Genomic DNA, 12,562 nt, shown 5'->3' with positions numbered 1-12,562 from the left:
GCTTCTAATTGGATTATCATCAACGAGTGCCCACACAGATTGATAGGTCTATATTGTTAAAGAGCTTGCTTTGGGAGAAGTTTTTCTCTCAAAGCGGAGGTGCATTCTAGCGATTTAATTGGCAGTGTCAAACACTTTTTCAATTTTATTTTTCGTAGAAGCTTTTTACCTCTCCGACCCTGCTGAAGCCTTATCGCGTCTGCCGTGTCGGTGGATGCGCATTATAGGGAACTCAGATCCGTTCGCAACCCTTTTTTGGAAAAAAATGGGAAAAACCGACTGTTCGATGACTATTTCATCAAAAAAGCAAAAAAGAGGGTAAAAAACCCTCTTTTTCTGCCTCATAAGCCGTATTTAAATGAATGCGTACGCGTCTGCGAACATACGTTCGCTCTTCGCTTTCTTGTTCTGAGTGAACTGTTCACGTGCTGCGCCAGCCATTTCGAATCGACCTGCAATATAGATATCGTAGTTTTCTAAGCTTTCGAAATCTTCACTCACCGCTTGTAGCACGTTACCAACCTTACCTTGCCAATCAGCAGGTGCTTCTTCTACAACTGGAACAAAGTGAACGTTAGTAAACTTATCGGCGATCTCGACCAGTTCTTCTTTTGCATAAAGTTGGCAGTTATCGCGCGCACCCCAATATAGATAGATAGGGTTGGTTTTATTCTGCGCGACGCAGTGATCCAGAATCGAGCGCACGTAACTAAAACCTGTACCACCAGCAATTAATAATAGTGGACGTTCACTTTCTTCTTGAACCCAAGCATCACCATGCGGGGCATCAATTTCAATCTGACCATCAGTTTCAAGCGCCGCTTGCATTGCTTCGACAACTTCTTGAGCGTAAGCGTTGTGTTCCGCCGCACCGATATGCAGTTCAAGTTCACCTTCATGACGGCAAGGGCTGCTCGCGATAGAGAAAGGACGTTTGTCTTTTTCACCCATCACTACCATTAGGTACTGACCCGCTTTAAAAGGCACTGGTGATTCTGGGTGAAGAAGGATTTGGTAAGTATTACAAGCTAACGGCTGAATAGACTTTACTTTACATTGGATGGTCATGGTGTTCCTCTCGCTTACTCATCAAAAGTAAGCACTAAATTACTTTCTGTATAGGCTTGGCAAGGGAATATCCAACCTTGCTGTTGCTCTTTTTCGGTTAGCATAGGTTCGAGGTGATAGCTCACCTCGCCCGTTAGCTTTTTACACATGCACATGGCGCAAGCGCCAACTTGGCAACGGTGTGGGAAGCGAATATTGTTGTTGAGCGCAGCTTCCAACACCGTCTCCCCTTCTTTTACTGGAAACGTAACGTCCATTGGTAGAAGGTGGACTTGATGACTCATAGAATACCTAACTGGTCCCAAATCTCATCGACTTTAGCCACAAGTTTAGGATCTTTTTTGATAGGCGTACCCCACTCGCGCGTGACTTCAGATTCGAACTTGTTGGTCGCATCCAGTCCTAATTTGGATGAACTCTCAGTCTTACCAAGCACTTGAATCGTGTCTCTATCTGGGTCCATTCGAGTTGTTACCGCCCAAATGATGTCATTCCAATCTCGTGCATTGACGTCATCGTCGCACAAGATAATGAATTTGTTATCCGCGTACTGAGAAAAGAATCCCCATAAATATTCCATCAATTCTTGAGATTGACCGGCTTGGTCTTTCTTCATGGTCACAACAGCAAATTGGTTGTTTGCTGTGGCTGGTAGATAGACATCAACAATCTCAGGGCGTTGCTGTTTTAATGCATCCAGATCCGCTTCGTTAATCGCTTTATTGTCACGCTCAGTAACCTTGGTTCGTGTCGCGAGTTCAGCATCCCATTTAATGGTCGCATCCAAGCCCATCTTAGAGCCAAGCCCAACCACTGGCGAAGCAAAGTCGAGCGAGTCGATTGGCGTGTTATCTATCATCAAGGTATCACGTACTGGGTCCATATGCTCTGACATGGCTTTCACGACATCATTCCAATCTCGTGCATTTACCGATTCATCGCACACAATAACAAACTTGGTGTACATGAATTGACGTAAGAAAGACCACACGCCCATCATTACGCGCTTGGCATGTCCTGGGTACTGCTTCTTCATGGTAACGACTGCCATTCGGTACGAACAACCTTCTGGCGGTAGATAGAAGTCTTCAATCTCTGGGAATTGTTTCTGCAGAATCGGCACAAACACTTCGTTTAATGCCACACCCAATACAGCTGGTTCATCTGGCGGACGACCAGTGTAAGTACTGTGATAAATAGGATCCTTACGCATAGTAATGTGCGTAATGGTAAACACGTGATGCTTTTCTTTTTCGTTGTAGTAGCCCGTGTGATCACCATAAGGACCTTCATCAGCAAACTCGTTCGGGTCGATATAGCCTTCCATGACGATTTCCGCGCTTGCTGGCACTTCTAAATCATTGCTGACTGACTTCACGACTTCAGTTTTGCTGCCACGTAGCAAACCTGCAAATGCGTATTCCGATAACGTATCTGGCACTGGTGTTACTGCGCCAAGAATGGTTGCTGGGTCTGCACCAAACGCGACCGAAACTGGGAAAGGTTTACCTGGATTGGTTTCCATCCAATCGCGCAGGTCAAGCGCACCACCACGGTGAGCTAACCAACGCATGATGATTTTGTTCTTGGCAATTTTCTGCTGACGATAAATGCCTAGGTTCTGACGTTTCTTGTTTGGACCTTTGGTCACGGTTAAGCCCCACGTAAGCAGTGGTGCAACGTCTTCCGCCCAGCAACTCATTACCGGGATTTTGTCCAAGTCGACTTCATCACCTTGCCACACAATCTCTTGGCACGCCGCTTTACGCAGACGCTTGGCTGGCATGTTCAATACTTGCTTGAACACTGGCAGTTTTTCCAAAGCGTCTTTGAAGCCTTTTGGTGGCTCAGGTTCTTTTAAATAAGCCAGCAGTTTACCGACTTCTCTTAATTCTTTAACATCTTCACGTCCCATACCAATCGCGACACGCTCTGGTGTACCAAATAGGTTGGTCAAAACAGGTACGTCGTAGCCAATTGGGTTCTCAAACAACAGCGCAGGTCCACCAGCACGCAAGGTGCGGTCACTGATTTCTGTCATTTCGTAAGCGGGATCGACAGGGTGAGCAATGCGTTTAAGTCGACCTTTCTGTTCTAGGTGGTCGATAAATTCGCGTAAATCCTTAAAACTCATAGGCCTTCATGACTGGCTGATTAAACTGTCCGCAGTATAACAAATAGGAGGACGCTAAGATCCTCCTATTTTGTGTGGGTATGTGAGCCAGATTACTTTAATACTTGCTCTATCTGCCGAGTCTTCACTTGATGGTTGTTAGAGACTAACTCTTCCAACCAGGTTTGATGCCCTTGCTGCGCCAGCTCTCGAGCGACCATGGTAGCTTCTTCCGATAGTGCCATTTTGCTCACTAGAAACTGTTTCACTTGCGGAGATAAAGGGTTGGACTTTGTAAGTAGACTAATGGCTTCTGGTTTGAGTGACGGATTGACGGTGGAGTTCATCAATTGCTGAATTGAAAAAACGTCCCCAACCGTAGCTAAACGCTCGAGTTCGGACTGGCTGTTGTAATCCGCTCTCATCCGCCAGAGTAAGTTGTACACTTCCTCATCTTGACTTACTTGCGCTAATCTCACGATCACGGCTGTCGATGGTAGCCAACTGGTCACATTCGCTTTGGTTAACTGAGTGGTTAATGCGGCAAGCGCATGCGGTGATAAGCTGTCCAACTCTCGAATCAAAAGTGCTTCACGCGCCTGAACTTGTTGAGATTGCCCTGTAAGCCATTGCTTTAATTCGAGCTCTTTCCGCTCAGCTTGTAGTACAAAGTCCAAGGTACTTTGGTCTTGCTTCCAACGCTTAATCAAGCGGCTCGCAATGGCAGGAAAGTTAAAGGCAGGCACACTAAACTCATACCCGTCCCCTCGCTCTAGAACCTGATAAGTAGGAGTCATACGGATCTGAGACTCAACAAACAGAGCCATTCTAGGCGTGAGAATCACATCTTGCTTCTCAAGCTTTTCCAATAACCGAAAACGCACGACCTCTTGTTGAGGTAAAGCTAGTCGATCAAGGGCAAATTTAAGCGAGTCGACTTCATCCCTGACAACGTAATCAAGCAGTTCAGAGACTTTAGCCTGTATTTGAGTATCCTGAAGCCACTGTTCTACTACAGACTCCTGCATTTCCTTGGCAGATAACGTCGCGGGTAGTGTGATAAGTGACAAGCTCAGGAGTAATGACGACAACATTCCTTGTTGCATGTTAACCTCCCGATAACATTTTCCTCATTCTGATGCTTCCATCGGGAGAAAGCAACAAAAAAGCCACCGTTAACGGTGGCTTTTTTAGAATAAGGACTCAGCTATTACTGACGACGCATCGCATCGAAGAACTCATCGTTGGTCTTCGTCATCGCTAGCTTATCAATGAGGAATTCCATCGCGTCGATTTCGCCCATTGGGTGAACGATCTTACGCAGAATCCACATTTTCTGTAGTTCATCAGTCTTCGTCAGTAGCTCTTCACGACGTGTACCTGAACGGTTGAAGTCAATCGCAGGGAATACACGCTTCTCAGCAATCTTACGGTTCAAGTGCAGTTCCATGTTACCTGTACCCTTGAACTCTTCGTAGATAACTTCATCCATCTTAGAACCAGTATCTACTAGTGCCGTTGCGATGATCGTTAGGCTACCGCCCTCTTCAACATTACGTGCTGCACCAAAGAAACGCTTAGGACGGTGTAGTGCGTTTGCATCCACACCACCTGTCAGTACTTTACCTGATGAAGGTACTACGGTGTTGTAAGCACGAGCGAGACGAGTGATAGAGTCAAGCAGGATAACCACGTCTTTCTTGTGTTCAACAAGACGTTTCGCTTTCTCGATTACCATTTCCGCTACTTGTACGTGACGAGATGCTGGCTCATCGAAAGTCGACGCGACAACTTCACCTTTAACTAGACGCTGCATCTCTGTTACTTCTTCTGGACGTTCGTCGATAAGAAGTACCATCAACTCACACTCTGGGTGGTTGTATGCGATACTTTGAGCGATATTTTGCAGAAGCATTGTCTTACCCGCTTTTGGCGGAGCAACAATCAGACCACGTTGACCTTTACCGATAGGCGATGCCAAATCTAAAACACGTGCTGTGATGTCTTCTGTAGAACCGTTACCACGCTCCATTACCATGCGTTCATTTGCATGTAGAGGGGTAAGGTTTTCAAATAGGATCTTGTTACGAGCGTTGTCTGGTTTGTCGTCGTTAACGGTATTGACTTTTAGAAGGGCAAAGTAGCGTTCACCGTCTTTTGGTGGACGAATTTTACCAGCGATAGAGTCACCAGTACGTAGGTTAAAGCGACGAATCTGACTTGGTGATACGTAGATATCGTCCGGACCCGCAAGGTATGAACTATCTGCACTGCGTAGGAAACCAAAGCCGTCTTGCAGAATTTCCAGAACCCCATCGCCAAAGATGTCTTCGCCGCCTTTAGCGTGCGCTTTTAAAATCGCGAAGATGATGTCTTGTTTTCTTAAGCGAGCTAGGTTCTCTAATCCTAAGCTTTCGCCCAGTTTTACAAGGTCAGACACAGGTCTGTTCTTCAGTTCGGTAAGGTTCATGGTGGTGGATTCTTGTTTAGTCAAAATAAGATCTGTTTTCTAGTTAAGATGGATTTGGTCTCAGGATCGACCAAGAAGAGAAATTTGTTCAATTAACGCGCGATAAGTTAGCACTAATTAGTATTCTAGTCCAGAGTTAGAAAAACAAAACCGTGCGTTGTTACTTTGCACGGTTTTATCTGTAATCACTTGGTGATTATAAGTTTGCGTCCAAAAACTCTTTTAGTTGAGTTTTAGACAGAGCACCAACTTTCGTTGCCGCTACGTTGCCGTCTTTGAATAGCAGTAGCGTTGGAATGCCGCGAATACCAAACTTAGGTGGTGTACCTGCGTTATGGTCGATGTTTAGTTTACCGATAGTGAGTTTGCCTTCGTACTCGTCTGCGATTTCGTCCAGAATAGGAGCGATCATTTTACAAGGACCACACCATTCTGCCCAGAAATCCACTAGAACCGGGCCTGCAGCGTTGATTACATCGTTTTCAAAACCGTCATCAGTTAGCTGCAAAATCTTATCACTCATCTTCCACTCCAATGTGTTTTTCGAAACTGGTTGGATGATAACCAGTAATTAGATGCCCTATTGGAATGTATTTACTTTCGTATTGCAAGCTTTAGCTGATATTCTATAGCCATGAAAAAGACGCATATCACAGAGCAAAAGTTCGCCGATTTGGGCTTAAAGCCCCAAGTTATTGAAGGATTGGACAAAAAAGGGTTCGAATTTTGTACCCCTATCCAAGCCTTGGCGTTGCCGGTCCTGCTCACCGGCCAAGACATCGCAGGCCAGGCCCAAACGGGTACTGGTAAAACGCTCGCGTTTCTTACTGCTACATTCAACCACCTTCTGACGACACCAGAGCATGAAGGTCGTAAACCTACGCAGCCACGCGCAATCATTATGGCGCCAACACGTGAGCTTGCTATTCAGATTTACAATGATGCAGAAGCATTAACTGAGAGCACTGGTCTAAAAACCGCTTTGGCTTACGGTGGTGAAAGCTACGATAAGCAATTGAATAAGCTGCAAGATGGTGTCGATATTCTGATTGGTACGACAGGTCGTATCATCGATTTCTACAAACAGCGCGTATTCAACCTTAACAACATTCAAGCCGTTGTTCTGGATGAAGCCGACCGCATGTTCGATCTTGGCTTTATTAAAGACATTCGCTTCTTGTTCCGTCGTATGCCTGAACCAAAAGAGCGTTTGAACATGCTGTTCTCAGCGACGCTTTCTTACCGTGTTCAAGAACTGGCATTTGAGCACATGAACACCCCTGAGCATGTTGTGGTAGAGCCAGAACAGAAAACTGGTCACCGCATTCAGGAAGAACTTTTCTACCCTTCTAACGAAGATAAAATGGCCCTCCTTCAAACTTTGATTGAAGAAGAATGGCCAGATCGCGCCATCATTTTTGCGAACACGAAACACAAGTGTGAATCGGTTTGGGGTCACTTGGCCGCCGATGGACACCGTGTCGGTCTTCTTACTGGTGATGTACCGCAGAAGAAACGTGAAAAGATTCTTGAGCAATTCACCAAAGGCGATGTCGACATTCTTGTTGCAACTGACGTTGCTGCGCGTGGTCTGCATATTCCTCAAGTGACGCACGTTTTCAACTACGACCTTCCTGACGACTGTGAAGATTACGTTCACCGTATTGGCCGTACCGGTCGTGCTGGTGCAAGCGGCCACTCGATCAGTTTTGCTTGTGAAGAGTACGCAATTAACCTGCCTGCAATCGAAGAATACATTGAGCACACTATCCCAGTTTCAGAATACGATTCGTCAGCGCTGATCCAAGATCTGCCAGCGCCAATTCGTATGCGTGCGCCACGCAACCAACAGCGTCGTACGAATACTGGCGGAACTCGTTCAGGTTCAGGTAACCGCAAGCCGCAAGGACGTCGTCCACGCCAACCACGTCAGTCGGCACCAAAACAATCGTAAAAGGAAACTGAGTTCGTTTATGAGTCAAGCAGGATCATCGCCGCTATACGCCGCCATCGACCTCGGGTCGAACAGTTTTCACATGCTCGTTGTGCGTCATATCGATGGCAGCGTTCAAACAATGGCTAAAATTAAGCGCAAGGTTCGTCTAGCCGCGGGCCTAGATGAACATAATTCTCTTAGTATGGAAGCTATGCAGCGAGGATGGGACTGCTTAAGTCTATTTGCGGAACGCTTGCAGGACATTCCTAAACAAAACATTCGTATTGTAGGCACAGCCACTTTACGTACCGCCACGAATGTAGATGTGTTTCTGGAGAAAGCGAACCAGATTCTTGGTCAACCAATCGACGTTATCTCCGGTGAAGAAGAAGCGGCCACTATCTATAAAGGTGTCGCACACACTTCTGGAGGCAGCGGTCGCCGTCTTGTGGTCGATATTGGTGGCGCAAGTACCGAGCTCATCATCGGTGAAGGTTTCGAAGCCAAAGCACTGACCAGTTTAAAAATGGGTTGTGTGACTTGGCTGGAAAACTTCTTTAAAGATCGCCAGTTGAATGCGCGTAACTTTGACGCAGCAATTGAAGGCGCGAAGCAGACAATCCAGCCAATTCTAGAGCGCTATACAGAAATCGGTTGGGATGTGTGCGTTGGCGCATCAGGCACTGTTCAGGCATTGCAAGAGATAGTGCTAGCGCAAGGTATGGACGAAGTAATCACTCACTCCAAATTGAAACGCCTGCAGAAGCAAGCCATGTTAGCCGATCATTTAGAAGAGCTCGACATTGAAGGCTTAACGCTTGAGCGTGCGTTAGTATTCCCTAGTGGCCTATCTATTTTGATTGCCGTTTTTGAATTACTGGAAATCGACGCGATGACACTCGCGGGCGGCGCACTACGTGAAGGCTTAGTCTACGAGATGGTTGAAGAGCTACGTCAAGAAGACATCCGTGCTCGCACAATTGCCAGCGTACAAAATCGTTATCAGCTCGATCACCAATACGGTGAACAAGTTGCGACACTGGCAAGCAAACTGTTGGAGCAAGCCGGCGGCGATGAGTGGATTACGGAACCTCAAGGCAAGATATTGCTTGAAACCGCCGCAAAGCTGCATGAAATCGGCTTAACGATCGATTTCAAAAAAGGCGGTGAGCACAGTGCTTACCTACTCCAGAATTTGGATTTACCTGGCTACACTCGCGCGCAGAAGTTCTTTATTGGTGAGATTGCCCGTCGTTATCGAGAACAACTCACCTCACTGCCTGAGCAACACGCGTTATCAGGCTCAAGTGCCAAGCGCGTACTGCGGTTGTTGCGCTTAGCGGTGTTGTTGACTCACCGTCGCAACCAAAACTTAGAGCCAAACGTCGTATTAACGGCTGAAGGTGACAACCTAACATTAAACATTGATGCGCAGTGGCTAGCGGCCAACCCGTTGACCGCCGCTGAGCTAGAAATCGAATCCAACCGTCAAACTGATATCGGTTGGCCATTAACGATTACCTCTGATTAATGGTTGTTATCCCATGACAAAGGCTCCTTCTGGAGCCTTTTTAATACCCGTTATTATCCTATGTACAACTCATAGAGTTTTGAGACACCGATGATCTAAATACTCATTTCGCTGTACATTTGCTTTAGAAACAACAAAGCCGCTATTAAAAGCGGCCTTGTTGCTATTAACTGATGAAAACTATGCCGTCGTAGTGACTTTAAAGTTAGGGTTCACTGCCGTTAGCTTCTTAATTAAGTAATTCAGTAGTACGCCGTACATAGGCACAAACAGACCAAGACTAATCACTAACTTAAAGCCGTAGTCCACCAGCGCGATTTCCGTCCAATGTTCCGCCATAAATGGATCTGGACTTTGGTAGAACGCAATCGCGAAGAAGGCGATGGTATCCAGTGCATTACCAAAAAGCGTTGAACACGTTGGGGCCACCCACCACTGTTTCATTTGACGTAGGCGGTTGAACACGTGCACATCCATAATCTGACCAAGTAGATACGCCATGAAGCTAGCAATCGCGATACGAGCAACGAATAAGTTAAATTCCCCTAAGTGACCAAAACCTTGGAACTGCCCCTCGAAGAACACCACCGATAAGAAGTAAGAGACAGCCAAAGCAGGCAACATTACTAAGAAAATGATCTTACGCGCCAACTGAGCACCGAAAATACGTACGGTTAAATCCGTCGCAAGGAAAATAAATGGGAAGGTGAATGCCCCCCAGGTGGTATGTAAGCCAAAGATAGTAAACGGTAGCTGAACTAGGTAATTGCTGGATGCAATAATGACTAGGTGGAATAAAACCAGATAGATAAGGGCGTTGCGCTGCTGCGCAGGGGTAAAGTTACTCATGCGATACCTTTTTAGTTTGGTTTGGGGGCGAGGGAACCCAAATCGAGCGTTTTCTACAGAGAAAAGCACTCTTACCAACAATGTAAAAAATGACGATTAAACTAGCTTAACTCATTCAGAGTAAAGCGGTGGGCGATTATACATTAACCAATTTTACTCACAAGCGGTGTTTTATACGCAAACGTTTCTTCGCGAACATCACGTCAAAACCAAGGGCTTTGATGCAAAAATAAGAAAGGGTGTTTCATGTGAAACACCCTTTAAAGAATAGATAACTTGAATTTAGAAGCCGCGTTGGAACAATCCGGCTAAATAGTCGAGCTCTTCCCTACTCTCTTCTATTGTTAGCGCTTCAAACCAAATCGCTTCGCTGTAGTGCTCCGCTTTCATAAATAAGCGGCAGCCTTCAAAATCGATCAACCAAGAGTGAATATCCGCATCCCACTGTTTTTCTACCACTGACGCAGATAACAATCCTACCAAATGCTCACCCAATGCCGGAAAAGTATCGAGGTCGAAGCTTGGAGCGGTAATAATAAGACGCCCTTCTTCAACAATGTAATCAGCGAGACCAAATTCCTTGTGCATATGGATTCCTTATCCGTGGTGAGTAATGTGTTCTTGGATCAGATCCAAGAATGGATCGGCGTATTTTTCTAGTTTACGTTGACCAACGCCACTAACCGCTAACATTTCGCCGTATGACGTTGGCAGCATTTCTGCCATATCAATCAAGGTCGCATCACTGAATACCACGTATGGTGGCAAACCGTCTTCATCGGCGATCGACTTACGTAGCTTACGTAATTTGGCAAACAACTTCTTATCGTAGTTTTTTCTGGTCAGTTTATCCGACTTCGCGGCACGTGCTGCGGTATCTAAACGTGGAACTGCAAGTTCTAAAGACACATCACCACGTAGTAATGGACGTGCTTCTTCGGTTAATTGCAACGTCGAGTTACGAGTGATGTTTTGAAATAGCAGCCCTTTATGAATTAACTGGCGGAAGATACTCACCCAGTAATCATGGCTGTGATCACGACCAATGCCGTAAGTCGAAATTTTATCGTGGCCATGTTCGCGCACACGAATGTTTTGCATCCCACGCAGCACCTCAACCACATACGTCATACCAAAACTTTGGTTAACGCGGTAAACACACGACAACGCTTTGCGCGCTTCTTCGGTCGCATCAAAGTGTTTTGGTGGGTCCAGGCAGATATCGCAGTTACCACACGGCTTTTCTCGATACTCTCCAAAATAGTTGAGCAGTACCTGACGACGACAGGTTTGCGCTTCCGCAAAAGCACTCATCGCATTGAGTTTGTGGCTTTCTACCTGCTTCTGCGGTCCATCATCTTTTTCATCCAACATACGACGCAACCAACTGATGTCGGCTGGGTCATACAACATCATCGCCTCGGCAGGCAGGCCATCTCGCCCTGCTCGACCAGTTTCCTGATAATAGGACTCGATGTTACGTGGAATATCAAAATGCACAACAAAGCGCACGTTTGGCTTATTGATACCCATGCCGAATGCAACCGTCGCAACGACGATTTGAATGTCATCACGTTGAAAAGCTTCCTGGACGTAGGCTCGCTCTTCAGTATCCATCCCTGCATGATAACCAGCAGCGCGGATATGATTGTTGCATAGCTTCTCGGTCACCATTTCAACTTTCTTACGACTGCCGCAGTAAATAATGCCGCAGCTTCCCTTCTGGGTGGCTAGATAGCGAATGATTTGAGAAACCGGTTTGTGCTTTTCCACCAAGGTGTAACGAATGTTGGGACGATCAAAGCTTCCTAGATACACCTGAGGTTCATGTAAGCGTAAGCGTTCTAGAATATCACGACGCGTCGCATCATCGGCGGTGGCTGTGAGTGCCATAAAGGGCACATGCGAAAAGTGTTGCTTTAACTGACCTAACGCCGCGTATTCTGGGCGAAAATCATGTCCCCACTGAGAGATACAATGTGCTTCATCCACGGCGATCATAGATAAGGGTAAGTTTTCTAAACGCTCAATAAAGTCACGCATTAACACGCGCTCTGGCGAAACATATACTAGCTTAAGCTGACCAGAGTGCATGCGATTATACACACTCAGTAGCTCTTCTCGATTCATGGTCGAGTTCACGCATTCCGCTGCTACACCATTGGCTTTCAGTTGATCAACTTGGTCTTTCATCAATGAAATTAGCGGTGAAATCACCAAAGTAATCCCTGAGCGCACTAACGCCGGAATTTGGTAACAGAGAGATTTACCACCACCCGTCGGCATGATGACTAAGCTGTCTTTGCCTTCGATAGCGGCTTCAATAACTTCTTGCTGACCATCACGAAACGTCTGGTAACCGAAGACTTCCTCCAACACACGTTGAGGCGTTACAGGCGTATCTGATTGTTCGGCTAGCAAGGTTGAGGTCATGAATAATCTCAGATTGAGTGATCGTAGAAATGCTTTTGCATGCCCAGGCACACAAAGTGAGGGCACATTGTAATGGGGTTTCGTGGTGAATAAAACCGCAAATTGCTAGGTGTTTCGCATCACGACTCGTATACTGATTTTCTGCTCTATAAACACACAATT

The 12,562-nt window shown here is 46.2% G+C and carries 11 protein-coding genes; 2 read left to right on the top strand and 9 right to left on the bottom strand.

Translation table 11 applies throughout. The annotated features are described in order from the left end of the window. Positions 1 to 354: 354 nt before the first annotated feature. The 6 genes from fre to trxA all read right to left on the bottom strand — a co-directional run bounded on the left by fre (position 355) and on the right by trxA (position 6,174). Positions 355 to 1,068 carry an NAD(P)H-flavin reductase gene (gene fre, locus NL643_RS21710; RefSeq protein WP_005398442.1) on the bottom strand — a complete coding sequence of 238 codons (714 nt, stop codon included), beginning with the start codon at positions 1,066 to 1,068 and terminating at the stop codon, positions 355 to 357. A gap of 14 nt (positions 1,069 to 1,082) precedes the next feature. Further along, complete coding sequence (locus NL643_RS21705; protein ID WP_053808977.1) at positions 1,083 to 1,352, bottom strand: 2Fe-2S iron-sulfur cluster-binding protein; 270 nt, start codon at positions 1,350 to 1,352, stop codon at positions 1,083 to 1,085. Further along, the gene (ubiD, locus tag NL643_RS21700) at positions 1,349 to 3,202 is read right to left on the bottom strand and encodes a 4-hydroxy-3-polyprenylbenzoate decarboxylase (RefSeq protein WP_253645166.1); all 1,854 of its coding nucleotides are present in this window, start codon (positions 3,200 to 3,202) and stop codon (positions 1,349 to 1,351) included. The genes NL643_RS21705 and ubiD overlap by 4 nt, the downstream gene beginning before the upstream one ends. A gap of 92 nt (positions 3,203 to 3,294) precedes the next feature. Further along, positions 3,295 to 4,287: a hypothetical protein gene (locus tag NL643_RS21695; RefSeq protein ID WP_253645165.1), complete on the bottom strand. Its 993-nt coding sequence runs from the start codon at positions 4,285 to 4,287 to the stop codon at positions 3,295 to 3,297. 104 nt (positions 4,288 to 4,391) lie between these two features. After that, complete coding sequence (gene rho, locus NL643_RS21690) at positions 4,392 to 5,651, bottom strand: transcription termination factor Rho (RefSeq protein WP_005378757.1); 1,260 nt, start codon at positions 5,649 to 5,651, stop codon at positions 4,392 to 4,394. Positions 5,652 to 5,847: 196 nt separating this feature from the next. Then, positions 5,848 to 6,174 carry a thioredoxin TrxA gene (gene trxA, locus NL643_RS21685; RefSeq protein ID WP_004745500.1) on the bottom strand — a complete coding sequence of 109 codons (327 nt, stop codon included), beginning with the start codon at positions 6,172 to 6,174 and terminating at the stop codon, positions 5,848 to 5,850. Positions 6,175 to 6,285: 111 nt separating this feature from the next. Between trxA and rhlB the strand changes: the two genes are divergently transcribed. Then, positions 6,286 to 7,605 carry an ATP-dependent RNA helicase RhlB gene (rhlB, locus tag NL643_RS21680; RefSeq protein WP_005397003.1) on the top strand — a complete coding sequence of 440 codons (1,320 nt, stop codon included), beginning with the start codon at positions 6,286 to 6,288 and terminating at the stop codon, positions 7,603 to 7,605. 19 nt (positions 7,606 to 7,624) lie between these two features. Further along, positions 7,625 to 9,118: a guanosine-5'-triphosphate,3'-diphosphate diphosphatase gene (gene gppA / locus NL643_RS21675; RefSeq protein ID WP_253645164.1), complete on the top strand. Its 1,494-nt coding sequence runs from the start codon at positions 7,625 to 7,627 to the stop codon at positions 9,116 to 9,118. A 180-nt stretch (positions 9,119 to 9,298) separates the two neighbouring features. Here the strand turns inward: gppA and NL643_RS21670 are convergent, their stop codons facing one another. The 3 genes from NL643_RS21670 to recQ form a co-directional block, all read right to left on the bottom strand. Beyond that, positions 9,299 to 9,967, bottom strand: coding sequence for a 7-cyano-7-deazaguanine/7-aminomethyl-7-deazaguanine transporter (locus NL643_RS21670; RefSeq protein WP_005397008.1), 669 nt, complete (start codon positions 9,965 to 9,967; stop codon positions 9,299 to 9,301). Between the two features lie 282 nt (positions 9,968 to 10,249). After that, positions 10,250 to 10,555: a DUF3630 family protein gene (locus NL643_RS21665; RefSeq protein WP_104969960.1), complete on the bottom strand. Its 306-nt coding sequence runs from the start codon at positions 10,553 to 10,555 to the stop codon at positions 10,250 to 10,252. 9 nt (positions 10,556 to 10,564) lie between these two features. Further along, positions 10,565 to 12,400 (bottom strand): ATP-dependent DNA helicase RecQ, encoded by a 1,836-nt coding sequence (gene recQ, locus NL643_RS21660; RefSeq protein ID WP_253645163.1) that lies wholly within the window; start codon positions 12,398 to 12,400, stop codon positions 10,565 to 10,567. Positions 12,401 to 12,562: the final 162 nt, after the last annotated feature.

The sequence above is a fragment of the Vibrio sp. Y42_MX_L11 genome, from assembly GCF_024181785.1.
Lineage (GTDB): Bacteria > Pseudomonadota > Gammaproteobacteria > Enterobacterales > Vibrionaceae > Vibrio > Vibrio diabolicus.
This window is presented reverse-complemented; position numbering and strand designations above follow the sequence as displayed.

Excerpts from the sequence above, each read along its gene's own strand:
- rho (WP_005378757.1), bottom strand. The coding sequence starts at position 5,651 with ATGAACCTTACCGAACTGAAGAACAGACCTGTGTCTGACCTTGTAAAA.
- trxA (WP_004745500.1), bottom strand. The coding sequence starts at position 6,174 with ATGAGTGATAAGATTTTGCAGCTAACTGATGACGGTTTTGAAAACGAT.
- NL643_RS21670 (WP_005397008.1), bottom strand. The coding sequence starts at position 9,967 with ATGAGTAACTTTACCCCTGCGCAGCAGCGCAACGCCCTTATCTATCTG.
- recQ (WP_253645163.1), bottom strand. The coding sequence starts at position 12,400 with ATGACCTCAACCTTGCTAGCCGAACAATCAGATACGCCTGTAACGCCT.
- NL643_RS21695 (WP_253645165.1), bottom strand. The coding sequence starts at position 4,287 with ATGCAACAAGGAATGTTGTCGTCATTACTCCTGAGCTTGTCACTTATC.
- ubiD (WP_253645166.1), bottom strand. The coding sequence starts at position 3,202 with ATGAGTTTTAAGGATTTACGCGAATTTATCGACCACCTAGAACAGAAA.
- NL643_RS21665 (WP_104969960.1), bottom strand. The coding sequence starts at position 10,555 with ATGCACAAGGAATTTGGTCTCGCTGATTACATTGTTGAAGAAGGGCGT.
- NL643_RS21705 (WP_053808977.1), bottom strand. The coding sequence starts at position 1,352 with ATGAGTCATCAAGTCCACCTTCTACCAATGGACGTTACGTTTCCAGTA.
- fre (WP_005398442.1), bottom strand. The coding sequence starts at position 1,068 with ATGACCATCCAATGTAAAGTAAAGTCTATTCAGCCGTTAGCTTGTAAT.
- gppA (WP_253645164.1), top strand. The coding sequence starts at position 7,625 with ATGAGTCAAGCAGGATCATCGCCGCTATACGCCGCCATCGACCTCGGG.
- rhlB (WP_005397003.1), top strand. The coding sequence starts at position 6,286 with ATGAAAAAGACGCATATCACAGAGCAAAAGTTCGCCGATTTGGGCTTA.